The 21,231-nt window shown below is 67.3% G+C and carries 23 protein-coding genes; 11 read left to right on the plus strand and 12 right to left on the minus strand.

Annotated elements, in window-relative coordinates; translation table 11 throughout:
* Positions 1-14: 14 nt before the first annotated feature.
* On the minus strand, positions 15-371 hold the full coding sequence (locus AZH51_RS10830) for an RNA polymerase-binding protein RbpA (protein WP_109684568.1): 357 nt from the start codon (positions 369-371) through the stop codon (positions 15-17).
* Between the two features lie 205 nt (positions 372-576).
* Between AZH51_RS10830 and AZH51_RS10835 the strand changes: the two genes are divergently transcribed.
* On the plus strand, positions 577-1,107 hold the full coding sequence (locus tag AZH51_RS10835) for an FxsA family protein (protein WP_291524106.1): 531 nt from the start codon (positions 577-579) through the stop codon (positions 1,105-1,107).
* Here the strand turns inward: AZH51_RS10835 and AZH51_RS10840 are convergent, their stop codons facing one another.
* Genes AZH51_RS10840 through AZH51_RS10860 form a run of 5 tightly spaced genes read right to left on the minus strand, consistent with a single transcriptional unit; the run spans position 1,108 to position 7,630 of the window.
* Complete coding sequence (locus AZH51_RS10840) at positions 1,108-2,469, minus strand: MFS transporter (RefSeq protein ID WP_291524108.1); 1,362 nt, start codon at positions 2,467-2,469, stop codon at positions 1,108-1,110. It lies immediately after the preceding gene.
* Positions 2,466-3,419 carry a GDP-L-fucose synthase gene (locus AZH51_RS10845; RefSeq protein ID WP_291524110.1) on the minus strand — a complete coding sequence of 318 codons (954 nt, stop codon included), beginning with the start codon at positions 3,417-3,419 and terminating at the stop codon, positions 2,466-2,468. Before AZH51_RS10845 ends, AZH51_RS10840 begins: the two co-directional genes overlap by 4 nt.
* A complete protein-coding gene (gene gmd / locus AZH51_RS10850; RefSeq protein WP_291524111.1) occupies positions 3,412-4,446 on the minus strand; it encodes a GDP-mannose 4,6-dehydratase in 1,035 nt (344 codons plus the stop codon). The genes AZH51_RS10845 and gmd overlap by 8 nt, the downstream gene beginning before the upstream one ends.
* Positions 4,443-5,804, minus strand: coding sequence for an O-antigen ligase (locus tag AZH51_RS10855; RefSeq protein WP_291524112.1), 1,362 nt, complete (start codon positions 5,802-5,804; stop codon positions 4,443-4,445). The genes gmd and AZH51_RS10855 overlap by 4 nt, the downstream gene beginning before the upstream one ends.
* Positions 5,801-7,630, minus strand: coding sequence for a hypothetical protein (locus tag AZH51_RS10860; protein ID WP_291524113.1), 1,830 nt, complete (start codon positions 7,628-7,630; stop codon positions 5,801-5,803). Before AZH51_RS10860 ends, AZH51_RS10855 begins: the two co-directional genes overlap by 4 nt.
* Positions 7,631-7,820: 190 nt before the next feature.
* On the opposite strand from AZH51_RS10860, the gene AZH51_RS10865 reads away from it, so the two are divergent.
* Complete coding sequence (locus AZH51_RS10865; RefSeq protein WP_291524114.1) at positions 7,821-8,630, plus strand: WecB/TagA/CpsF family glycosyltransferase; 810 nt, start codon at positions 7,821-7,823, stop codon at positions 8,628-8,630.
* Positions 8,631-8,707: 77 nt separating this feature from the next.
* Here the strand turns inward: AZH51_RS10865 and AZH51_RS10870 are convergent, their stop codons facing one another.
* A complete protein-coding gene (locus AZH51_RS10870; protein ID WP_291524115.1) occupies positions 8,708-10,153 on the minus strand; it encodes a polysaccharide biosynthesis tyrosine autokinase in 1,446 nt (481 codons plus the stop codon).
* Positions 10,154-10,352: 199 nt separating this feature from the next.
* Between AZH51_RS10870 and AZH51_RS10875 the strand changes: the two genes are divergently transcribed.
* Genes AZH51_RS10875 through AZH51_RS10885 form a run of 3 tightly spaced genes read left to right on the plus strand, consistent with a single transcriptional unit; the run spans position 10,353 to position 11,962 of the window.
* Positions 10,353-10,628: a DUF1905 domain-containing protein gene (locus AZH51_RS10875; RefSeq protein ID WP_291524116.1), complete on the plus strand. Its 276-nt coding sequence runs from the start codon at positions 10,353-10,355 to the stop codon at positions 10,626-10,628.
* Positions 10,625-11,494 (plus strand): homocysteine S-methyltransferase, encoded by an 870-nt coding sequence (gene mmuM, locus AZH51_RS10880; protein WP_291524119.1) that lies wholly within the window; start codon positions 10,625-10,627, stop codon positions 11,492-11,494. The genes AZH51_RS10875 and mmuM overlap by 4 nt, the downstream gene beginning before the upstream one ends.
* 9 nt (positions 11,495-11,503) lie before the next feature.
* On the plus strand, positions 11,504-11,962 hold the full coding sequence (locus tag AZH51_RS10885) for a GNAT family N-acetyltransferase (protein WP_291524121.1): 459 nt from the start codon (positions 11,504-11,506) through the stop codon (positions 11,960-11,962).
* On the opposite strand, the gene AZH51_RS10890 is transcribed toward AZH51_RS10885, so the two are convergent.
* From AZH51_RS10890 to AZH51_RS10900, 3 genes are read right to left on the minus strand one after another with little or no spacing between them, the layout of a single operon-like run.
* Entirely contained in the window at positions 11,925-13,064 is a 1,140-nt protein-coding gene (locus tag AZH51_RS10890; RefSeq protein ID WP_291524123.1) for an aminotransferase class I/II-fold pyridoxal phosphate-dependent enzyme, read from the minus strand. The genes AZH51_RS10885 and AZH51_RS10890 overlap by 38 nt on opposite strands.
* Positions 13,061-13,561, minus strand: coding sequence for a DinB family protein (locus AZH51_RS10895; protein WP_291524125.1), 501 nt, complete (start codon positions 13,559-13,561; stop codon positions 13,061-13,063). Before AZH51_RS10895 ends, AZH51_RS10890 begins: the two co-directional genes overlap by 4 nt.
* Before the next feature lie 9 nt (positions 13,562-13,570).
* Positions 13,571-13,993, minus strand: a complete 423-nt coding sequence (locus AZH51_RS10900) for a cupin domain-containing protein (protein ID WP_291524127.1) — start codon at positions 13,991-13,993, stop codon at positions 13,571-13,573.
* Between the two features lie 31 nt (positions 13,994-14,024).
* Here AZH51_RS10900 and AZH51_RS10905 point away from each other — a divergent pair, with 31 nt between their 5' ends.
* Both AZH51_RS10905 and AZH51_RS10910 read left to right on the plus strand, forming a co-directional pair.
* Positions 14,025-14,822 carry an alpha/beta fold hydrolase gene (locus tag AZH51_RS10905; protein ID WP_291524129.1) on the plus strand — a complete coding sequence of 266 codons (798 nt, stop codon included), beginning with the start codon at positions 14,025-14,027 and terminating at the stop codon, positions 14,820-14,822.
* The gene (locus AZH51_RS10910; protein ID WP_291524131.1) at positions 14,822-15,331 is read left to right on the plus strand and encodes a helix-turn-helix domain-containing protein; all 510 of its coding nucleotides are present in this window, start codon (positions 14,822-14,824) and stop codon (positions 15,329-15,331) included. Before AZH51_RS10905 ends, AZH51_RS10910 begins: the two co-directional genes overlap by 1 nt.
* Positions 15,332-15,338: 7 nt before the next feature.
* On the opposite strand, the gene AZH51_RS10915 is transcribed toward AZH51_RS10910, so the two are convergent.
* Both AZH51_RS10915 and AZH51_RS10920 read right to left on the minus strand, forming a co-directional pair.
* Complete coding sequence (locus AZH51_RS10915) at positions 15,339-15,923, minus strand: carboxymuconolactone decarboxylase family protein (RefSeq protein WP_291524133.1); 585 nt, start codon at positions 15,921-15,923, stop codon at positions 15,339-15,341.
* The gene (locus tag AZH51_RS10920) at positions 15,920-16,789 is read right to left on the minus strand and encodes an SDR family oxidoreductase (protein WP_291524135.1); all 870 of its coding nucleotides are present in this window, start codon (positions 16,787-16,789) and stop codon (positions 15,920-15,922) included. The genes AZH51_RS10915 and AZH51_RS10920 overlap by 4 nt, the downstream gene beginning before the upstream one ends.
* 18 nt (positions 16,790-16,807) lie before the next feature.
* Here AZH51_RS10920 and AZH51_RS10925 point away from each other — a divergent pair, with 18 nt between their 5' ends.
* From AZH51_RS10925 to AZH51_RS10940, 4 genes are read left to right on the plus strand one after another with little or no spacing between them, the layout of a single operon-like run.
* Positions 16,808-19,165 carry an excinuclease ABC subunit UvrA gene (locus AZH51_RS10925; protein WP_291524137.1) on the plus strand — a complete coding sequence of 786 codons (2,358 nt, stop codon included), beginning with the start codon at positions 16,808-16,810 and terminating at the stop codon, positions 19,163-19,165.
* Between the two features lie 22 nt (positions 19,166-19,187).
* Complete coding sequence (locus AZH51_RS10930; protein WP_291524139.1) at positions 19,188-19,985, plus strand: DUF1295 domain-containing protein; 798 nt, start codon at positions 19,188-19,190, stop codon at positions 19,983-19,985.
* On the plus strand, positions 19,978-20,448 hold the full coding sequence (locus tag AZH51_RS10935) for a low molecular weight protein-tyrosine-phosphatase (protein WP_291524141.1): 471 nt from the start codon (positions 19,978-19,980) through the stop codon (positions 20,446-20,448). The genes AZH51_RS10930 and AZH51_RS10935 overlap by 8 nt, the downstream gene beginning before the upstream one ends.
* Positions 20,424-21,212, plus strand: coding sequence for a fructosamine kinase family protein (locus AZH51_RS10940; protein WP_291524143.1), 789 nt, complete (start codon positions 20,424-20,426; stop codon positions 21,210-21,212). The genes AZH51_RS10935 and AZH51_RS10940 overlap by 25 nt, the downstream gene beginning before the upstream one ends.
* The last annotated feature ends 19 nt before the right edge of the window (positions 21,213-21,231 follow it).

Consider the following 21,231-nt stretch of genomic DNA (forward strand, 5'->3'; position numbering starts at 1 on the left):
CCCGGTCGAGGGACTCAGGCGGTGCGCTGAGCCGACTTCTCACCACGAGAGGCGCGCAGCAGCGTCAGCCGCTCCTGCAGGAGCTCTTCCAACTCGGGGATGGTGCGGCGCTCGAGGAGCATGTCCCAGTGGGTGCGCGGTGCCTTGGTGGGCTTGCGGTCCGGCTCGGGGCCGTCGACCAGCTTGGCCTCAGCTCCGCAGCGGCATTCCCAGATGGCCGGAACGTCCGCTTCCACCGAGAACGGCAGCTCACTGACGTGCCCCTCGGGGCAGACGTAACTCACCATCTGGCGCTCACTGAAGGTGATGCCGTCCTCGGTTTCGAAGGACAGGGTGCTCAAGTTGGTGCCGCGCAGGGAACGCTCTGCCATGTCGGTTCCTTCCGACTCGTTCTGATCACAAGGCTGCTCACCGGATATTGGGGGCCGGCAGCCAGGCGGGAGGCCGGTCCGGCTCTCCGTGCTGTCAGTGGGTTCAACGCCCCACAGTCCCGTGGTGTTCCATTGGGGTGCTGTGATTTTCCTGTGCCCGGTGTGGGCGTGGAATCCGCGGCCGGGTTCGGACGTTCTCCAGGGTATGAACGCCCCACGAGCCGCCCGTCGCCGCCGTCCCCGATGGCTGGTGGTCGGGGTTGTGCTGTGGCTGGCCATCGAGATTGCCGTGTTGTACGCCGTGGCTCACCTCATCGGTTGGGGTCCGGCGCTCCTGGTGCTGCTGGGGCTCAGCTTCGCCGGGATCAGCATCACCCGTCATCAGTTGACTGGGGCACTGCGCACCTGGCGGCAAGGCGGCACGCGCTCGCGCTACGGCGCTGAGACCGTCGTGACCCCGATCGATCCCGGCAGCGTGGGCGGTTCGGCAGTCGGTATCGCCGCCAGCGTCCTGATGACCGTCCCTGGTTTCGTCAGCGCCGTGGTGGGCGCGCTGCTCCTGGTGCCGTGGGTTCGTCGCACCGTCGGCCGCCTGCTGGCGGGGGTCGTGACGGCGCGGGCAGTATCCGTGGTTGCCGCCGTTCAGCAGCCGACGGTTCCTGGCCAGACGAGCACCGGGACCGACGACGTACGCAACGGGCTGCCGATCATCGAGGGCGAGATCGTCAAAGAGTGATCACCGCAAGGTGGCGGGAACCTGGTTGCCGACAGCGGTGATCCCGGCGCGGACATCGACCGTGCGCAGGATCGCCGCACCCGCGGCGAAGAACACGACCAACGCAAGGATCGACCAGCGGTAGTCGTGCACCCACTGGAAGATCAGGCCGAACAGCAGGGTGCCGAACCAGCTCGTGCCGCGCTCCATGGCCTGGTAGAAGCTGAAGTACTTCGTCTCCTCCCCGCTGGGGATCAGATGGCTGAACAACGAGCGGCTCAGGGACTGGCTACCACCCAGCACCATGCCGATCCCCGTGGCCAGCAGGAGCCACAGCACGAAGGCCCCCCGGGGCAGGAAGAACGCCACGGTCACGACGGCGGTCCAAGCGCCCAGGCTGCACAGGATGCTGCGTTGTGAGCCGAACCGGGCCGCCAACCGGGCGAAGAAGAGGGCACCGACGAACGCGACGATCTGCACCCAGAGGATCGTGATCACCAATTGGTTGTCGCTGAACCCGAGCTGCCGGTTGCCGTAGAGACTGGCCGAACTGATGACGGTCTGGATGCCGTCGTTGTACAGCAGGAAGGCCACCAGGAAGCGGAAGGTCTGCGGGTAGCGCCGGATCTGCCCGAAGGTCGCCCGCAGTTGGGCCACGCCCGCCCGAAGGCTCGCGGCCAGCGATCCGGCAGCTGCCTCACCCCGGACCGAGTCCAGTCCGGTCGCGGAGTACCACGCGAACGCCGCCCACCACAGCCCGGAGATCAGGAAGATGACGCGCACGGCTCCGGTGGTGCTGAGCCCGATCGAGGAGTGCAGGCCCAGGAGGACCAGCGCGATGATCAGCAGAATGGCGCCACCGATGTAACCGAAGGACCAGCCGATGCTGGAGACCCGATCCCGGTCCTCCGCGGGCGTGATCCGCACCATGATCGCGTTGTAGACACTGGTACTCAGGGCGATGCAGATTGTGGAGATCATTGCCAGCACCACACCCAGGCCCCACCGGGTGCCCGCGACCAGGGACAGCCCCATCGCCGCCAGCGAGCCGACACTTGCGAAGAAGGCCAACAAGCGGGCCGGCCGCCTCGCCCGATCGGCGAGCGCCCCTCCCAGGATCAGCAGCACCGCGGCCACGATGGTTCCGGCGGTCAGGGTGTACGGCACTACCGACCCGGGTGCGATCGGAATGCCCAGAACGTGCAGGTTGGTGCGGCAGGTCTGATCCGTGGGCTGGCCCGGACACGCCGCAGCGTTCGCGACGGTCGTCAGGTACGGGCCGAGCAGGACCGTGATGGTCACGGTCAGATACCCGGTGACGCCCAGATCGTTCCAGTACCAGCGTCGTTGGAGTTGCCGCTGCTCCGGGGTGGATACGCTCACAGCCGCAGTGCGTCTTGGTGTTCCAGGAACCAGTCGTAGGTGGACGCCAGACCAGTCGTCAGGTCGATCTGGGACTTCCAACCGAGCGACTCCAGCATGGAGACGTCCAGCACACGTTGCGGTGTGCCGTCGGGTACTTCAGGGTTCCAGTTCGTGGCGCCCTGGTATCCGACGGTGGCCGCTACCCGTCGCGCGATCTCCTGCAGGCTCTCGTCCTTGCCGGTGCCCACGTTGACCTGGGTGGGTCCGTCGTAGTGGTCCAGCAGGAACAACACTGCGTCCGCGAGGTCGTCGACGTGCAGGAACTCCCGGCGCGGTGTGCCGGTGCCCCAGTTCGTCACCTCGGTCGCCCCCGTCTGGACTGCCTCGTGGTAGCGACGAATGAGAGCGGGCAGAACATGCGAGCCAGTCGGGGAGAAATTGTCGCCGGGTCCGTAGAGGTTGGTCGGCATGGCACTGATCCACGGCAGGCCGTACTGCCGGCGGACCGCCTGGACCTGCATGATGCCGGCGATCTTGGCCACTGCGTAGGCGTCGTTGCTCGGCTCCAGATGGCCGGTCAGGAGAGCCTCTTCGCGGATCGGTTGTTCGGCGAACTTGGGATAGATGCAGGCGGACCCGAGGAAAATCAGCCGCTCGACGCCGAATTCGAGGGCGGCGTCCATGACGTTGACCTGAATGCGGACATTGTCGGACAGGAAATCCACCGGGTAGGTGCTGTTGGCCAGGATGCCGCCGACCTTCGCGGCAGCCAGGGCCACATACACCGGACGGTGCTGCTCAAAGAACGAGAACACGGCGGATCGCTCGCGCAGGTCCAGTTCGTCAGAGGGCGCGGTGAGGATCTGGTCGAACCCGTCCGCCTCCAGCCGGCGGACCAGGGCTGAGCCGACAAGTCCGCGATGTCCCGCGACGAAGATGGGACGGGCGCGATCCAGGGGTTCAGGCATTGGACCACCCTGCCAGCTGCACGGTGTCGACCCATCGTGTGCCCGCGCACCTGAGGGCGGCGATGTCCGCATCGACCATCAGTCGTGCCAGAGCATGGCCATCGACCGATGCCTTCCAGCCCAGGTCCTGCGCGGCGCGGGCGGGGTTGCCGATCAAGGCATCGACTTCGGTCGGGCGCAAGTACCGCTCGTCGAAGCGCACGTGGTCCTCCCAGTTCAATCCGGCGTGCTCGAAAGCGGTCTGCAGGAAGTCACGCACCGTGATGCCGACGCCCGTCGCCAGGACATAGTCGTTGGGGGTGTCCGTCTGCAGCATTCGCCACATCCCCTCGACGTACTCCGGCGCGTAGCCCCAGTCCCGCACCGAGTCCAGGTTGCCCATGAACAGTTCCTTTTGTTGGCCTGCTTTGATCGCGGCGACGGCGCGCGTGATCTTGCGGGTCACGAAGGTCTCACCACGACGCGGTGACTCGTGGTTGAAGAGGATCCCGTTGACCGCGAACAGGTCGTAGGCCTCACGATAGTTCTTGGTGATCCAGTAGCTGTACAGCTTGGCCGCGGCGTACGGCGACCGGGGATAGAAAGGTGAGTCTTCATCCTGGGGCGGGGGCGTACTTCCGTACAGCTCTGAGGAACTGGCCTGGTAGTAGCGGGTGTCGATACCGGCCAGACGCACCGCCTCCAGCATGCGTATCGACCCGGTGCCAGTGACATCGGCGGTGTGCTCGGGCTCATCGAAGGAGACCCGCACGTGCGACTGGGCGGCCAGGTTGTACACCTCCGCGGGTCGGATCTGGCTCAGGAGGGTGACCAGGCGAGCACCATCCCCGAGGTCGGCATAATGCAGGAACAGCCGGGCGTCCGCGTCGTGGGGGTCCTGGTAGAGGTGGTCGATCCGGTGTGTGTTGAAGGTCGAGGCCCGGCGAATCAGGCCATGCACCTCGTAGCCCTGGTGCAGGAGGAATTCGGCGAGGTAGGAGCCGTCCTGGCCGGTGATGCCGGTGATCAAGGCGCGTTTGCGGGTCATCTGTATTCGTCTCGCTGTTCAACGGTTGTGGAAGGGTCGCTGGCGACGGGATCCAACGTGGGCGGTTCGCCGATATCCCGGTCCCAGTGGGTGTGCGCGATCGTGGCAATGCCGGCGCCGTGGGGTGGGTAGGACAACAGGCGCAGGCCGCAGCCGAACAACATCATCCACAGTGTGCCAGCGCCGTCCCAGGCATCCAGGGCCACGAAGGTGCCAGCGCCGGTGATGAGGAACAACGACAGGCCAAAGTCGACGCGGCGTCGCATGGCCAGGACGGCAACCACGAGAATCACGCCCAACAAGGCCATACCCAACCAGCCCAACCGCATCCCACTGAGCACCAACTGCGAGTCGACCGTCACCGTGATGTCCTGGGCGCGGTCCGGCGCCTGGATGAGCCATACGTTCGCCGGAAGGTCGCCCAGACCGTAGCCGAGGGGACGGGCCAGCAGGATCCGGGGGAGAAGCGAGTAGATGGCGGCACGGTATTCCATGCTGTTGGCCAGCGCGTCACTGCTGCTGGTGACCGGCTGCCAGACCTTGCTCGCGTAGTACCAGAGGGTCGCCAATCCGATGAGCGCAGCCAGGAACAGGACACCGAAATGGCGCGCCATGAAGCGGGCCAGGCCGGGTAGGACCATGAAGATCACGACGCCTACGGCGATCCCGAGTGGTCCACGGCTGCCGGTCGCGTAGATCCCGGCCATGAGGAGCAGCATGGTCGGCCATCGCAGCCACCACGCCCGCAGACAGGCGTAGGCGAACGGTATGGCAAGACCCAGAAGGACCCCGAGGATCAGCGGATGTTCGGCTCCCACCACGGCGCGCGCCGAATTGTCCCGGAAGTAGCTGGCGAACTCCGCGTCGCGGCCGAAGATCGACGTGCCGATGGCGAATTCCACCACTGCCAGGGCAGCGGAGAGGCAGGCGACCGCCGTGATGGATCTAGCGAGGTAGTTCATCGCGTCGCGCGAGCTGCAGATCACGCAGCCCGCGCAGATCGCCAGTGGGAACGTCACGAAGAAACGTTGCCCGTTGGCGTCCGCGAGCACCGATCCGCTCACCAGGAGACTCATCGTGTATCCGGCCGCGCCTACCAGAAGAGCAAGGAGGTAACCCATGCCGGGGACCGCCTTCACCGGGCCGTGCGGCCCGATCCCCATGAGGAGGACGAGCACGAGCAGCGCCGTGAGGGTCACTCGCCCCGGCACGCCGGTCTTTGCCAACAGCGAGAAGTTGTAAACACCGAGAAGGAACGCGGCGACAGACACTTTGAAGGTCAAGCCCAGGCGAGTGCTCTCGGGTCGCGACGCCACTGCGGTGGCCGACTCGGGCGAGTCGCGGAGCGCGATGGTCATGCGGCAGCCTCTCTGCGCCCACAGATGGTTCGAAGGACGGCTGACAGAGAGCTCGGATCGTCGTACCAGAACACCTCGGCATCGTCCGCACCACTGATGTCCGACAGGACGGGGGCCAGTTCGCGGTGCACGATGACGGGTCGGCCGGCAACGATCGCCTCCGACAGTTTGTTCGGGACGCCGCTACCAAGACGGTTCGAGATGAAAGCAACTGTGTTGCCCTCGAGGATCTCTGCTGTTGAGTCCGCCCATCCGATGTAGGTCATCCCGGAAGGCAAGGGGCCGGTCGGGGAGGTGGGCCCGAACAGATGGATGGCGATGTCGGGTCCAGCCATCGTGACAGCCTGGCAGAGCGCGGCCAGACCGCGCTGATTGTGGAATGAGCGGAAGTCACCGGAAAGCACGATGCGTTCGGCCGGCCAGCGAAACGGCGAGAGTCTGCCCAGGTCGGGCGAGGTCTGCATGGGGAAGATGCTGGTCGGACGCAGCACGTTCAGCCACCGATCGGCGTCAGCGTCACGCCCGGCGATGTAGGACATGGGCAGCCCGGGGGAGAGCGCTTGCAGGGCGAACATCCAGGCGCCGACCGCGAGAAGTTTGGGGTCGCCGGCCGTGCGCCGCGCCCGCCATTGCAACGCCGCAGCGTCACAGACGTCGAGAATCACGTTCCGGCCGCCGCGATGTAGCCGCCGGGCGAGGTGGCCCATGGGCGGGGACCCCAGGGCGATCAGGATCGTGACATGTGCCTCCTGGGGCGGCTGGTAATGCCGCGCCGCGGCCATCCTGGCCCGCAGACTCACCTCATGGCGGGGTCCGGTATGGATCGGTGCGACCACGGCGTCCGGAAAGAGCCGTGTCAGATGCTCCAGCCGGCAGGCGACACCTGTGTGGAGAAACTGTGGTTCGAACTCCGTAATGATCACAACGGAACGACCGGAGAAGTCTGCAGCGGCATCGGGTGGGCCGAGTCGTCCGTGCTTGGCATCGACGACTCCCCGGACGGCCTGGAAAAGTTCCGGAAGATCCTGCCGGCGGCGGGTCGCGAACCGCGCTGCGTCCCGCAGCATTTCCCGGCGCCACGGCCACGGCGCGAGCGAGTCCGCGAACTTGTCGGTGAGACGGACCTGGTTACGGTAGCGAAGGTAGGTCGGATAGGCCCCCGGCTCCTGGTAACCCGTGGCTGCGGGAACCATCAACGTGTGGAAGCCGGCTGCCCGCAGCGAGAGTTGCAGGTCGATTTCTTCGACGTAGAGGAAGTAGCTCGGGTCGAAGTCGCCAACCTCAGCCGCCTTCTCGAGGTCGATCAGCAGGATTGCGCCGTCGGCCCAGTCCACAACCTCCGGGGTGGTGCCCAGCACGCATTCGGCCCGCGGCCGCCGCAGGTTGTAGTGACCAGAGCGGCCATCGGCATGAATGTAGCCCCCGGTGGAGAACATGGTCCCTGGTGCCGAGGCGTACTCCAGCAGGGGCGCCGCCACCGCGGCGGCCGGATCAGCTATCAACGCATCAATGAGCAGGGCGACCCCGTCCGATGTCAGCCGCGCTTCCTGGGTAAGCACCAAGGCATACCGCAGGCCCAACTCCCGTAAGCGCGCCAGTCCGTAATTCGCGGCGGCGGCATAGCCCACGTTGCCCGGGGCGGCGAGCACCTCGTAGCGATCGTCAGCGGTGAGCGTCACCGGGTCGTCATTGGCGCTGTTATCGACTACGACGACACGCTCCGGCTGGACAGTCCAGCTGGCGATATGACCGACCAGGTCCTGAACGATGGCAGGGTGACGGTAGTGGATCGTCACCACACCGAAGTTCACATGCACCTGGTTCATTTGCACCTCACGGACCGACCGGTAGGCATCGCCACCGGTGAAGCTACGTCAGCGTAATCCGCAGCACCGTGTGAACCAAGTCACGACGAGCGGTTTACCAAACTCTTAGCTACCGAACAGTAAGAGATCGTTGACCTACGCTTGCGTAGGTGGTGGAATGTGACGCGTGTTACACACTAGCCCGGGACTCGTGAGTCTCCCCGCCGCACCGGCGACCAAGACAGTGTTCGACACCACGACAGTGTTCGACTCGGCACGACGCGCCCGCGAAGAGCGCATCGGTCGGATCGATTTCACCGTCGCGACCCTCGACGAGGCGGTGGACCAGGTGCTCGCCGATGCCGTCTCGGACGGGCGCAGCACCGGATGGTCCATCCGGTTGGCGGGCGCCCACGCAGTGGTGACTGCCGAGGAGGACGCTGCGTACGCCGAAATCCTCAACGGCCCTGGCGCCACCTACGCCGACGGCGCCCCCATCGAATGGATCATGAAACATCGCCGGGTCCCGGGGGCGGGACGGGTCCGTGGGCCCTCGCTCTTCCGGGAGTGCTTGCGCCGCGGCCAGGACCTCGGGGTCCGGCATTTCCTGCTCGGCACGACCGAAGAGACCCTGGCATCGCTGACGGCGGAGATCTCCAACTGCTACCCCGCCGCCAAGATCGCCGGCCACTGGGCGCCGCCCTTCGGACCGATCGACGACGCCTTCGTGACTGCGGCCGTCGAGCAGATCGCCGACACCGGACCGCACCTCATCTGGGTGGCCGTCGGCGCACCGAAGCAGGAGGTTGCTGCGCTGCGCCTGGCCGAGGCAACCGGTGCGATCTGTATCGGAGTCGGCGCGGCGTTCGACTTCGTCGCGAAGACCAAGCCGGAGGCGCCGGGCTGGATGCAGACCGCCGGTGTCGAATGGCTCTTCCGGTTGGCCAGCGAACCCCGCCGCCTTGCCCACCGCTATCTGGTCGGCAACGCCCAGTTCCTGCGCATCGTCGCCCGCAGCTGACACCCCAGCCCGCAGATAGAGCGGATAGAAAGGAAGGCCCCCGTCCGAACGGACCGGGGGCCTTCCTTTCTACCTGTTCACTTCTTGGAGCGTTGACGGCGCAATGCGCGCTCGCGTGATCCGCGCTGCGTTGACGGGGCAGCGACTTCGCGTCCGTAATAGGTGCCGTACCCGCTGCCGTAGTAGGACTGCATGTCCCGCTGGGTGAGTTTGTTCATCACCACACCGAGAATGTCCGCGTGCACCTCCCGCAGGCTGCGCAAAGAGGTCTCCAACTGGTGATCGAGGGTCTTGCCCGCGGTGATCACGACCACGACACCATCGACCTGGGTGCCCAGGATCGCCGCATCGGTCACCGGCAGCAGCGGGGGAGCGTCGATGACGACGAAGTACTCCTGTGACAGGTCATCCAACAAAGCCTTCATGGCCTTCGACCCGACCATCTCGCTGGGGTTGGGCGGGGTGAGACCCGCTGCCAGTACCGACAGGTTGGGCGTCTCGGGAGCTTCCTGCAGGACGTCGGCCAGGTCGACCCGGTGGGCAAGGACCTCCGCCAGGCCGGCGCCATCCAGCAGGCCGAAGCCGGTGGCCACCGAGGGCCGCCGAAGGTCAGCATCCACCAGGAGGGTTCGCTCTCCGGACAGGGCGACGGACGCCGCGATGTTGGCCGCCACCGTGGACTTACCGTCGTCCGGGTTGGGACTGGATACGACGATCACGCGTAGCGTGCGGTCCACGTTCATGTACTGCAGACTGGTCCGCATCTTTAGGAACGCTTCAGCGGTGATCAGGCCCTCGGTGTCCGTGCGCACTCCCTCGCCGACAACGATCGGGATCCTCTGCTCGGACTTGCTGAGCTGGGAGTTCTGCGGCACCGACCCGAGCACGGGTACGCCGAACTGCTCGCGGACCTTGTTGGGGTCGCGCAACCGGCCGTCCATCTGACTGCGGACCATCGCAAGGCCGATTCCGGCGAGCAGACCGACGATGCCAGCGATGATCAGGTCGAGCTTGGTATTGGGGGACACCGGCGAGGACGGCAACTGGGCCGGGTCCACCACGTCCACGCGCAAGGAGTTCGCGCTGCTGCCCTCGATCTGCTTCACCTGGGCCGCGAGCGCCTTGACCCAGGCGTTCGCGATCGCCTGAGCCTGTTCGGGGCTGCTCGCGTTGGCGGAGATCCGCAGCAGCACGGTGTCGGTGGGCTGCTCGACGCTGATCTGGTTGATCAGGGCCGCGGGGGTGGTCTGCAGATTGAGGTCGTCAATCACGCGTTCGGCGACGGCCCGGCTCTGTGCGACATCGACGTACGACGTGGCGCGCGACTTGGCCAATTGATCGCCGAACGAGGCCTCGGACAGGTTCTGCGACGGACCCGCCGTCACATAACCCGACGACGACGCCTGGTAGACCCTGGGTTGGAACAGGTCCCAGACGAACATCACCGCGATCGCGGCCAGGGTGGCGGCGATGATGACTTTCCAATGGCGGCGCAGGATCCGGTAGTACTCATCGATGCGCATGGGAACCTCCCGAGGTCGCGGCGGGCGCGAGAACGAACGACCGGACAGGTGAGTGAACAGCCGCCGGTGAACCAGATCGGCTTGCTAACTTACCGAACCGGAAAGTGGCGTGCGTCACTTTACCCCAGGGATCGGATGCAACCTAAGTCCGGCTCACCAGCGCGGTATGCAGCAAGATGCGGTGGTGGAGGTTTCCTTCGTGAGCGAAGTCATCGAATGGCGGGGACCGGCGCCGTACCTGTTCGCGCCGGTGACCAGCCCGGCGACCGATGACGTCGCCGATTGGATCGAATTCAGCTACGGCTGGGGCTGCATCCCCGTGACCGCGCGATTGGGCGCCACGACGTGGGAGACATCCTTGATGCCCAAGGACGGCCGCTACCTGGTGCCGTTGCGGGTGAGCGTGCAGCGAGCCGAGCGGGTCGGCCTCGGAGACGAGGTGCGGATCGGTCTGGAGCTGAGGCCCGCGTCGTGACCATCGTCCTGGACGGTGGACTGTCCAACGCGCTGGTCGACCGCGGTCACGATCTGGCTGACGACCTCTGGACCGCCCGGCTGCTCGCCGACGACCCGGCAGAGATCGTGGCCGTTCATCGTGACTACTTCGCCGCCGGAGCCCAGGTGGCCACCAGCGCCAGTTATCAGGCCAGCGTCGGCGGGTTCACCGCCGCCGGGATGTCGCGACGTACGGCCGAGGAACTCATCAAGCGCAGTGTCCGCCTGGCCCGGGAGGCGACCGACGAGGTGCCGGGCCGGCTGGTCGCCGCATCCGTTGGTCCGTACGGCGCGGTGCTGGGCGACGGCTCGGAGTACCGCGGCAACTACGGTCTGTCGGCCGCCCAACTACGTGACTTCCACGCACCCCGGATCGAACTGCTGGCCGGCGAGCAGCCGGACCTGCTGGCGGTGGAGACGATCCCGGACCTGCTCGAGGCCCAGGTGCTGGTCGAACTCATCGGCCAGGTCGGCGTACCCGCATGGTTGTCCTTCACCATCGACGGCGACCACACGCGCGCAGGGCAACCACTGACCGAGGCGTTCGCGGTCGCTGCCGACGCGCCCGGCGTGGTGGCCGCCGGGGTCAACTGTTGTGTGCCGGACGACGTCCTACCGGCCATCGGACTGGCCACGCAGGCCAGTGGGAAGCCGGCGGTCGCCTACCCGAACGCGGGCGAGACCTGGGATGCCGAGCACCACCGGTGGGTCGGTGATCCAACGTACGACGTGCGCCTGGTCCCAGCGTGGCTGGACTCGGGCGCACAGTACGTGGGCGGTTGCTGCCGCGTCGGTCCGGCCGGGATCGCGCAGGTCGCCGAGGTCGTTTCCGCACGGTCGGCTTGACTGGGCGACGTGGACGAACGCTACGAGTTGATCGATGGCCCACCGCCGCTCGCGGACTACCTGCGGTTGCGCGCCGGATCCGGCCTGACGCCCAAACGCCCGGACCAGGCCGCTCCAGCGCTGACCAACAGCTGGGCCTGGTGCCACGTGGCGGAGTCGGCGACCGGGGCGGTGGTCGGGATGGGTCGGGTGATCGGGGATGGCGGGTGGTACTTCCACCTGGCCGACATGGCCACCGATCCGCAGTATCAACGGCAGGGGATCGGCCGGGCGGTCATCGACCGGCTGCTGGGCCTGATCCAGCAGCACGCCCCGGAAGACCCGTACGTCACCCTGATGGCTGATGGGCCCGGGGTGCGGCTGTACGAATCGGTGGGTTTCGTGCCGTCCGCGCCCGGCACGATCGGCATGGTGCTGCGGTCTCGCCCTGCTAGAGAGAGCGCCGAATCCGGGCGACTGCCTCAGTGAGCAACTCGGGGGTGGTGGCCAGGTTGAGCCGGGCGAATCCGGCGCCGGTCGGGCCGAAGTCGCGACCGTGGGCCAGGGCGACCCGGCCCACCGTCAGGAAGTGCTCCGCCGGGTCGTCACCGAGGCCGAGGTCGCGGCAGTCCAACCAGGCCAGATAGGTGCCGGGGTCGCCGCCCCAACCCACTTGGGGCAGTTCACGATTCAGCAGTTCGCGCAGTAGTTCCCGGTTCTCCTCGAGGTCCTGCTGCAGTCCCGTCAGCCAGTCGCGGCCGCCGCGCAGGGCAGCGGTGTGCGCGATCGAGCCGAGGTGGCTGGGCAGCGCGCCGACCATGCGCGAGATGGCCGCGCGGGCCGGCATCGCGTCGGTTCCCGCGATCACCAGTGCGCCTTTGAGCCCCGCCAGGTTGAACGCCTTGGACGCCGACGTCACCGTCAGGGCTCGCTCGGTCCCGAGCACGTCGAGGTACGGCGTGAACCCGCTCGCGACCAGCGGTGCGTGGATCTCGTCGGAGACCACGCGCACGCCGTACCGATCGGCCAGCTGCGCCAGGCCGGCCAGTTCGTCGGCGGTATGGACAACGGAACTCGGGTTGTGCGGATTGCACAGGAGGTACGCGGCTGATCGGCCGCCACGGGTGGCCGCTTGGAAGGCGCTCTCCAGAGCCACCGGGTCCAGGCGGCCATCCGAGGTGAGGGCCGCATCCAGCAGCGTACGGCCGGTGCGCTCGATGACCATGAAGAACGGCCCGTAGACCGGCGAGCTGAGCACGACCGTGTCGCCACGGTCGGTCAGGGCCTCGATCGCCAGCGCCAGACCGGTGACCACGTCGATGATGGGCAGCGCCCGGGCGGGGTCCCAGCGCCAACCCCAGGTCTGTTCGGAGAACTGCGCGAAGGTCTCGGCGTAGCCGCTGCCGGCGGGATAGCCGGTGTCACCGTCGCGCATCGCCCGGGTCACGGCCTCGACCACCGCCGGGATCGGGTGGGCGTCCATCTCGGCCACGAACGCGGGCAGCACGTCCGGGGGATAGGCCCGCCACTTCACACTGGTGCGGCTGCGCAACTGCTCGAGGGTGAGGTCGCGCAGAGGATGCATGGTCATCCAGTCATCCCGCGGACGTAGGCGGCCTGACCGACGTGCTGCAGATCGTCGGCGGCGACGGAGACCAGCCGGACCGCGAGGGTGACCGGCGGGTCCCAGTTCTCGTCGACGATGGCGTCGAGATCCTCGTCCGTGAGGCTGGCCAGGTAGGCGTCGCTGCGCTCCGCGACCGCGTCAAGATAGCCGCGCAGCAACTCGGCGCTCGCCGTCACCTGCGCTGCCTGCTCACGCGATTGTCCGTAGCCGGTAGCCGATTCGTCGAAGGGCAGCGCGAACCGCTGTGCCCAGCCGCCGGCGGTCCAGACCTGCTCCGTGCCGGCGACGTCGGCGATCTGGGCGTCCTGCACCCGGGCGGTGTGCCACAGCAACCACGCCACCGAGTTGTTGCCGCCGGGCGTCGCCGCAAGGTCGGCCCCGGTGCTGTCGTCGAGGACCGCTGCCGCCTCCTGCCGGACCCGGTCGAAGAGATCTTGGAGCAACTGCGCGGTGGTGGTCATACGGCCACGTTACGACCCGGTGGCCAGTTCGAAGTCCGCGAAGTCGAAGCCGGGCGTGACCATGCAGGCGACCAGGACCGGTTCGTCCCCGGCGGGGCGGGCCGCCTGCCAGTGACCGCCGGGCACGAGGGACTGGAAGCGGTGCCCCGCGGACGGGTCGGACCCGAGGAGGGTGCGATCGGCGTACGCCGGGTGGTCACCCGAGCCGCCCAGATCCAGTTCCAGCGGGCCGCCCTTCTGGTGGATCCACAGCTCATCCGATCGCACCCGGTGCCACGCCGACTCCTGCCCGGGCGTCAGCAGGAAGACGATGGCGGTGGCGCTGACCCGGTCACCGACCGCCACCTGCGACCGGTAGGTCTCGGCATACCAGCCGCCCTCGGGATGCGGTTGCAGACCCAGTCCGGATGCCCACTCGGGAAGCGATGTCATGGCTCGATCCTTGCCTAGTACGTTCTGTGCCGTGGAGCAGACGCAGATTCACGCAACCCAGATCGGCGACGAGGGCGATCGGATCGTCTTCCTGCACGGCCTGTTCGGTCAGGGCAAGAACTTCACGCGCATCGCCAAAGCCCTGACACCGCAGTTCAGTTCGTTGCTGGTCGACCTGCCCAACCACGGCCGGTCCGCGTGGACCGAGACCGTGGACTACGTCGACCTGGCCGACCGGGTGGCGCAGTTCCTGCGGGACGGTTTCGCCGCGGACGGCCCGGTGCACATCGTCGGCCACTCGATGGGCGGCAAGGTGGCGATGGTGCTGGCGCTGCGACACCCCGACATCGTCGACCGGTTGGTCGTTGCGGACATCTCACCGCGACATTCCGAGAGCGCGGGGCAGTTCGAGCATCTGCTGGACTCGCTCAAGTCGTTGGATCTGAGCACCATCCACCGTCGCGGCGATGCCGAGGAGCAGTTGCGCCCGCTCGTGCCCAACGATGCGGTGCGCGGGTTCCTGCTGCAGAACCTGCGGTCCACGCCAGAGGGGTTCCGCTGGCAGGCGAACCTGGATCTGTTGCGGGACAGTCTGATTCCCATCGCCGGCTTCCCGGATATCGACGCCACCTTCGACCATCCGGTGCTGTGGCTGGCGGGGGAGCGCTCGGACTACATCACCGACGCCGACCGCCCGGAGATGGAGCGGCTGTTTCCCCGGATGACCTACGTGGTGATCAAGGGCGCCGGCCACTGGCTGCACTCGGACCAGCCCGAGGCGTTCACCTCTGCACTGCGGGTATTCCTGTCCACGGACCGGTGGCGCTGATGGCCCTCAGTGACGCCGAGGTGGTGCGGTTGCGCGAGCTATATGCCGCCGGTGCCCGACAGGTCGATCTGGCAACGGAATTCGGCATCGCCCAGACTGCGGTGTCGGCCATTGTCAACGGTCGCACCCGCGCTTCGGCGGGGGGTCCGATCGCGACACGTTCCCTGCGGTCGGCTTCGGCGCCCGCGACGTCACCCCGGCCAGCCGCCGCTCCGCGAAAGACGTTGTCCGCGGAGCAGATCGAGCAGGTACGCCGACGGGTCGCCTCGGGTGAGAAGCGCACCGAGATCGCTGCTGACCTGGGTATCTCGCGGTCCACGATCGACTCGATCATCAGCGGTCGTCGCGGTACGGCGACCCGGAAGCCGTTGAGCGACGACCAGATCCGCCAGATTCGCTCCGCAGCGGCCTCGGGGACGCCCCAGTCCTTGTTGGCGCAGGAGTACGGCACGTCGCAACAGGTAATCAGCCAGATCGTGCGGCGGGTGACCTACCGCGACGTGCCATGACCTGGGGTCAGGGGCTTGGCACCTCCGGTTGAATACGCAACGCGCGGATGGCGGCGGCCAGCATGTCGTAATGACCTGCGAGCAGGACCAGTTCGACCAACTGCCGGTCATCCAGGTGTTCCGCAACGGCCGCCCATGTGGCGTCGTCGACATCGCGGGTCAGCACCAACTGGTCCACAGCCGCGAGGATGGCCCGTTGCCGGTCCGTCCAGTCACCGTCAGCGGACTCGCTCTCGACGGCCGCGATCCGCTCCCGGCTGAGGCCCGCGCCCCGGGCAATCCGGCGGTGCTGGCGCAACTCGTAGTCCGATCCGCGCAGCGCGGCGACGCGCAGAATGACCAGTTCGGACTCGGCGCGTGGCAGTGTCCCGAACGGCATCAAACGAGCGGCGAAGTGCAGCCACCCGCGGAACAGTCCTTTGTTGCGGCCGAGCACCCGGAAAAGGTTCATCGGCTCCGTCCTGGCCAGCCGGCCACCACCGCGAGCCAGCACCCAGGCACTGATACCGATCTCGCCGAACCGGCCGGGCCGCACCCGCGTCACCTGTCGTCCGGTGCTCAGCTGTCTGCTGCTCTTCTGTCCGCTGGTCATCGCAGACTCCGTTCCGCTCGGTCGGCCATCCGGTTGGCCGCGTGCATCATCGCCGCGTAGGCCGGTGGTACGTAGCGCTGGACCGCGTGCAGCGCCCGGATGTCGGCTGAGGTGTACACCAGCGGTTTGCGAGCCAGCATGCCGCCGACGATGCGTTCCGCGGCAACCTGCGGGCTGATGGCCCGGTGCTGGAAGCGTCGGCGCAACTTTGCGAATTGTGCTGTGCTGGTGTCGATCCCGGCGATCCGCATCGACTCGGTCAACGGCGTGTCGACCGCACCGGGGCAGGCCAGCGTCACCGCGATCTCGTGCCGGGCCAGATCGAACCGCAGCACTTCGCTGACGCCGCGCACCCCGAACTTACTGGCGCTGTACGCGGCGTGCCACGGCAGACCGAGGAGCCCGGCGGCAGACGACACGTTGACCAGGTGGCCGCGGCGGCCGTGTTCGATCATCGGCGGCACGAAGGTCTCGATGACGTGGATCGGTCCCATCAGGTTCACGTCGATCACCTGCTGCCACTGCTCGGCGGACATCTTCTCGACCTTGCCCCAGATGGCGATACCGGCGACGTTGAGCACGGCATCCACAGCCGGGGTCTGGGCGTGAACCTCCTCAGCGAGGTCACGAATTGCGTCCAGCGACGTCACGTCAGCGGTCCGGGCGGTAGCGACGCTGCCCCCGGAGGCCGCGATCGACGTGCGCGCATCGGCCAGACCCTCGCCGTCGATATCGGTCAGATGCAGGATCGCCCCACGGGCCGCGAGTTGGTCGGCCACCGCGCGTCCGATGCCGCTGGCCGCACCGGTGATCAGGACGTGGTGGCCGGTGATGTCGGCGCGGCGGGGTCGCACGGAGGGGAGCATGCCCACCATCATGGCCACATGACCCGCTCCGGACAGCCAATCGCCCCGGCCGACCAGCACGACGTGATCACCGTGCACGGGGCGCGGGTGAACAACCTGCGGGACGTCGACGTGACCATCCCCAAGCGCCGCCTGACTGTCTTCACCGGGGTGTCGGGATCGGGCAAAAGTTCGCTGGTGTTCGGGACGATCGCTGCCGAGTCGCAGCGGTTGATCAACGAGACCTACAGCGCCTTCGTCCAGGGCTTCATGCCCACCCTGGCGCGACCGGACGTCGATGTGCTGGACGGGCTGACGACCGCGATCATCGTGGATCAGGAACGGATCGGGTCCGATCCCCGCTCGACCGTGGGCACCGCGACTGACGCCAATGCGATGCTGCGAATCTTGTTCTCCCGATTGGCGGTTCCGCACATCGGTGGGCCGCCGGCCTACTCGTTCAACACCCCCACCGTGCAGGGCTCCGGAGCGATCAGTGTCGGGACCAAGCGAGCGACCAAGGCGACCTTCTCCCGGCTCGGCGGCATGTGTCCGCGCTGCGAAGGTCGTGGCAGTGTCTCCGACTTCGACCTCACCGCGCTCTATGACGACAACCTGTCGCTGGAGGATGGCGCACTGAAGATCCCCGGGTACTCGATGGACGGGTGGTACGGGCGGATCTTCAAGGGCTGCGGCTTCTTCCCGGCCGACAAACCGATCGCGAAGTTCTCCGCCAAACAGTTGGACGCGCTGCTCTACAAGGAACCCACCCGGATCAAGGTCGACGGCATCAACGTCACCTACGAGGGTCTGATCCCGAAGATCACCAAGTCGATGCTGGCCAAGGACCGGGAAGCCATGCAGCCGCACATCCGGGCCTTCGTGGACCGGGCGATCACCTTCTCGGTCTGTCCCGAGTGCGAGGGGACCCGCTTGGCCGAACCGGCTCGCAACTCCCGGATCGGGACCGTGAGCATCGCTGATGCCTGCGCCATGCAGATCACGGACCTGGCGACCTGGGTCCGCTCTCTGGAGGAACCGTCCGTCGGGCCGTTGCTGACCGCACTGGGGGACAGTCTGTCTGCGTTTGACCGCATCGGGTTGGGTTATCTGTCGCTGGACCGGCCGGCGGGCACGTTGTCCGGGGGAGAAGCCCAGCGGGTCAAGATGATCCGGCACCTGGGTTCTGCGCTCACCGATATCAGCTACATCTTCGACGAACCGTCGGTCGGGCTGCATCCACACGACATCGCGCGGATGAACGAGTTGCTGCTGCAGCTACGCGACAAGGGCAACACCGTGTTGGTGGTGGAGCACAAGCCAGAACTCATCGCGATCGCGGATCACGTCATCGACCTGGGACCGGGTGCCGGATCTGCCGGTGGCACAGTGACTTTCGAGGGTCCGGTGGCCGACCTGCGGTCGTCTGGGACTGTCACCGGGCGGCACCTGGACGATCGAGCGGCACTGAAGGTCGACGTACGTCGATCGGTTAGCTCCCTGCCTATTCGCGGCGCCAGCGCGCACAACCTGCAGGATGTCGACGTGGACATCCCGCTCGGGGTGCTGGTCGTTGTCACCGGAGTGGCCGGCTCCGGCAAGAGCTCGCTCATCGATGGCTCGCTGAGCGGGCGCGACGAGGTCGTGGTCATCGACCAGACGCCGATCCGCGGGTCTCGTCGGTCCAACCCCGCCACCTACACCGGCCTGCTCGAGCCGCTGCGCAAGGCGTTCGCCAAGGCCAACGGAGTCAAACCGGCGCTGTTCAGTGCCAACTCCGAAGGCGCCTGCCCGACCTGCGGCGGCGCCGGCGTCATCTACACCGACCTGGGCATGATGGCCGGGGTGAGCACGGTGTGCGAGGACTGTGAAGGGCGCCGGTTCCAGCCCGAGGTGCTCGGCTACACCCTCGCCGGTCGGTCCATCGCGGACGTGCTGGAGATGTCCGCCGACGCGGCGGCAGCCTTCTGCGTAGAGGTGAAACTTCCTGCGGCAGAACGGATCCTGACCCGGCTGGTCGATGTGGGGTTGGGCTACGTCACCATTGGCCAGCCGCTCACCACCCTGTCCGGAGGCGAGCGGCAGCGTTTGAAGCTGGCCGCGCAGATGGGGGAGAAGGCCGACATCTACGTCCTCGACGAGCCGACGACCGGTCTACACCTGGCGGACGTGGAACGGTTGCTGGCCCTGCTGGACCGGTTGGTGGACTCCGGGAAGTCGGTGATCGTGATCGAGCACCATCAGGCGGTCATGGCCCACGCCGACTGGATCATCGACCTGGGGCCGGGCGCCGGACACGACGGCGGCCGGATCGTCTTCGAAGGCACACCTGCAGATCTGGTGGCCGCCCGGTCGACGCTGACGGGGGAGTACCTGTCCAGGTACGTGGCACGCTGATCGCGCGGTTACCGTGGCAGTGATGAACCTCGACACCCGAAATCTGCGCCGCGTCGTCGCCGTCTCCGCCCTGGCAGTGACCACCATCCAGACCGCGACCGCTGCAGTGGCGATCCCACGGCAGCGCCGCGACTACGCCGACGGCGCGTGGGGCCCCGGCCTGGCTGCGGTCGCCCTCACCGGAGCCGTGCTGGGCAATGGTGATCCCGTACGCCGATGGACGACCGCCGTGCTCACCACCGCCTGGGCGGCGCGGCTGGAACACCTGATGCTCGGGCGGCTGCGCGGCAAGGATACGGAAGACGATCGCTACACCGAGTTCCTCTCCGGCGCATCGACTGCCGGTGTCATCGGGAAAGTGTTTGTGACACAGGCTGTTTCCCAGCTGCTGGTATCAACGCCCACCCAGCTGGCAGCATCCTCCACCCTGCCGCGGGGCAAGCGCCGCCTGCTGTTCCCCCTCGGTGCCGCCATCATGGTGACCGGTGCCGTGGTGGAAGCGATCGCGGACCGTCAGAAGGACGCCTACTCCGCCCGTCCCCGGGAGGAGCGGCCGTCGGTGCTCGACACGGGCCTGTGGGGTTGGTCGCGTCACCCCAACTACTTCGGCGACTCGCTCTTCTGGGACGGGGCGTACGTAGCGGCGGCTGCATCGCCACCGGCGGGGTGGACCTTCCCGGCACCGATCGCGATGAACTACTTCCTGATCTACGCGACCGGCGCGAAGCGGACCGAGAAGAAGATGCAGGACCGGCCCGGTTACCGCGATTATCAGCAGCGTGTCTCCTTCTTCTTCCCCTGGCCCGGCAAACATGCCTGACCCGTTGCGCATCGTCTTCGTGTGCACCGGGAACATCTGTCGGTCGCCGATCGCCGAGAAGGTGCTGCAGCGCCACCTCCAAGACGCCGGACTCGCCGATGCGGCGACCGTGACCAGTGCAGGGACGGGCCCTTGGCACGAAGGTGAGCCAGCCGACTCCCGTGCGGTGGATGTGCTTACGGCAGCGGGATATTCGGCATCGCACGTCGCGCATCAGATCACCGACAGTGACCTGTCCGCGGATCTGTTGGTGGCCCTGGACAGCGGGCACGCTCGCGACCTGCGGCGCCTGGGCGCACCGGCAGACCGGGTGCATCTGCTGCGTTCGTTCGATCCGGACGCGGACGGTGCGGAGGTCCCGGATCCGTATTACGACGGTCCGGCCGAGTTCCAGGACGTGCTCACCATGGTCGAGTCTGCTACCTCCGGAGTGGTGCAGTGGGTGCGCGACCAGTCACGCTGAGCGACGGCCGGCGCGGCTTCGCCAAGGACGCGCCACAGTCATCGATCGATGCGGAGGCTGCGTCCCTGGAGTGGCTGCAGGTGGAGGGCGGCCCGCCGCTCCCCGAGGTTCTGGTGAGTGACCCGGGAAGGCTGGTCACGGCGTACGTCGAGTCCAGCCGACCCGACCCCCAGGTCGCCGAGGAGTTCGGGCGTCGTCTCGCGACGCTGCACGCGGCCGGGGCTGATGCCTTCGGCGCCGCGCCACCCGGCGGCCCGGAGCTCGCCTGGTTCGGAATGACCCGGATGCTGAACAAACCTGTGGCCCAGGATGATTGGCCGACGTGGTATGCCCAGGACCGGGTACTTCCCTACGTGCGTCAGGCGGTTGACGCCGGGTCGCTGAGCGCGGGGGAGTCGACGGTGTTCGAGGAGGTCTGTGCGCGGTTGCCGCAGCTGGCCGGTCCGGCCGAGCCACCCGCACGACTGCACGGCGACCTGTGGTCGGGCAACGTGTTGTGGTCCCACGATGCCGCCTGGCTGATCGATCCTGCCGCCCACGGTGGCCACCGGGAGAGCGACCTCGCCCTGTTGGCACTCTTCGGGTGCCCGAACCTGGAACGCATCCGATCGGCGTACGACGAGGCCTCGCCGTTGGCACCCGGGTGGCGCGCCCGCGTCCCGCTGCACCAGCTCTTTCCGCTGCTCGCGCACGTGGTGATCTTCGGGCGCGGATACGCCGATCAAGCGCTCGAAGCGGCGCGTTCGGCGCTGCGGATCGGGTAACCTCCAACCCTTCCGGACG

Origin of the sequence: Branchiibius sp. NY16-3462-2, assembly GCF_001594145.1 — a bacterium.
Classification (GTDB): domain Bacteria; phylum Actinomycetota; class Actinomycetes; order Actinomycetales; family Dermatophilaceae; genus Branchiibius.

Coding starts and splice junctions, on each gene's coding strand:
- AZH51_RS10910 (WP_291524131.1), top strand. CDS start 14,822: ATGGCCCTCAGTGACGCCGAGGTGGTGCGGTTGCGCGAGCTATATGCC.
- AZH51_RS10915 (WP_291524133.1), bottom strand. CDS start 15,923: ATGACCAGCGGACAGAAGAGCAGCAGACAGCTGAGCACCGGACGACAG.
- AZH51_RS10900 (WP_291524127.1), bottom strand. CDS start 13,993: ATGACATCGCTTCCCGAGTGGGCATCCGGACTGGGTCTGCAACCGCAT.
- AZH51_RS10925 (WP_291524137.1), top strand. CDS start 16,808: ATGACCCGCTCCGGACAGCCAATCGCCCCGGCCGACCAGCACGACGTG.
- AZH51_RS10855 (WP_291524112.1), bottom strand. CDS start 5,804: ATGACCATCGCGCTCCGCGACTCGCCCGAGTCGGCCACCGCAGTGGCG.
- AZH51_RS10930 (WP_291524139.1), top strand. CDS start 19,188: ATGAACCTCGACACCCGAAATCTGCGCCGCGTCGTCGCCGTCTCCGCC.
- AZH51_RS10895 (WP_291524125.1), bottom strand. CDS start 13,561: ATGACCACCACCGCGCAGTTGCTCCAAGATCTCTTCGACCGGGTCCGG.
- AZH51_RS10935 (WP_291524141.1), top strand. CDS start 19,978: ATGCCTGACCCGTTGCGCATCGTCTTCGTGTGCACCGGGAACATCTGT.
- AZH51_RS10920 (WP_291524135.1), bottom strand. CDS start 16,789: ATGCTCCCCTCCGTGCGACCCCGCCGCGCCGACATCACCGGCCACCAC.
- gmd (WP_291524111.1), bottom strand. CDS start 4,446: ATGACCCGCAAACGCGCCTTGATCACCGGCATCACCGGCCAGGACGGC.
- AZH51_RS10870 (WP_291524115.1), bottom strand. CDS start 10,153: ATGCGCATCGATGAGTACTACCGGATCCTGCGCCGCCATTGGAAAGTC.
- AZH51_RS10890 (WP_291524123.1), bottom strand. CDS start 13,064: ATGACCATGCATCCTCTGCGCGACCTCACCCTCGAGCAGTTGCGCAGC.
- AZH51_RS10835 (WP_291524106.1), top strand. CDS start 577: ATGAACGCCCCACGAGCCGCCCGTCGCCGCCGTCCCCGATGGCTGGTG.
- AZH51_RS10845 (WP_291524110.1), bottom strand. CDS start 3,419: ATGCCTGAACCCCTGGATCGCGCCCGTCCCATCTTCGTCGCGGGACAT.
- AZH51_RS10860 (WP_291524113.1), bottom strand. CDS start 7,630: ATGAACCAGGTGCATGTGAACTTCGGTGTGGTGACGATCCACTACCGT.
- AZH51_RS10830 (WP_109684568.1), bottom strand. CDS start 371: ATGGCAGAGCGTTCCCTGCGCGGCACCAACTTGAGCACCCTGTCCTTC.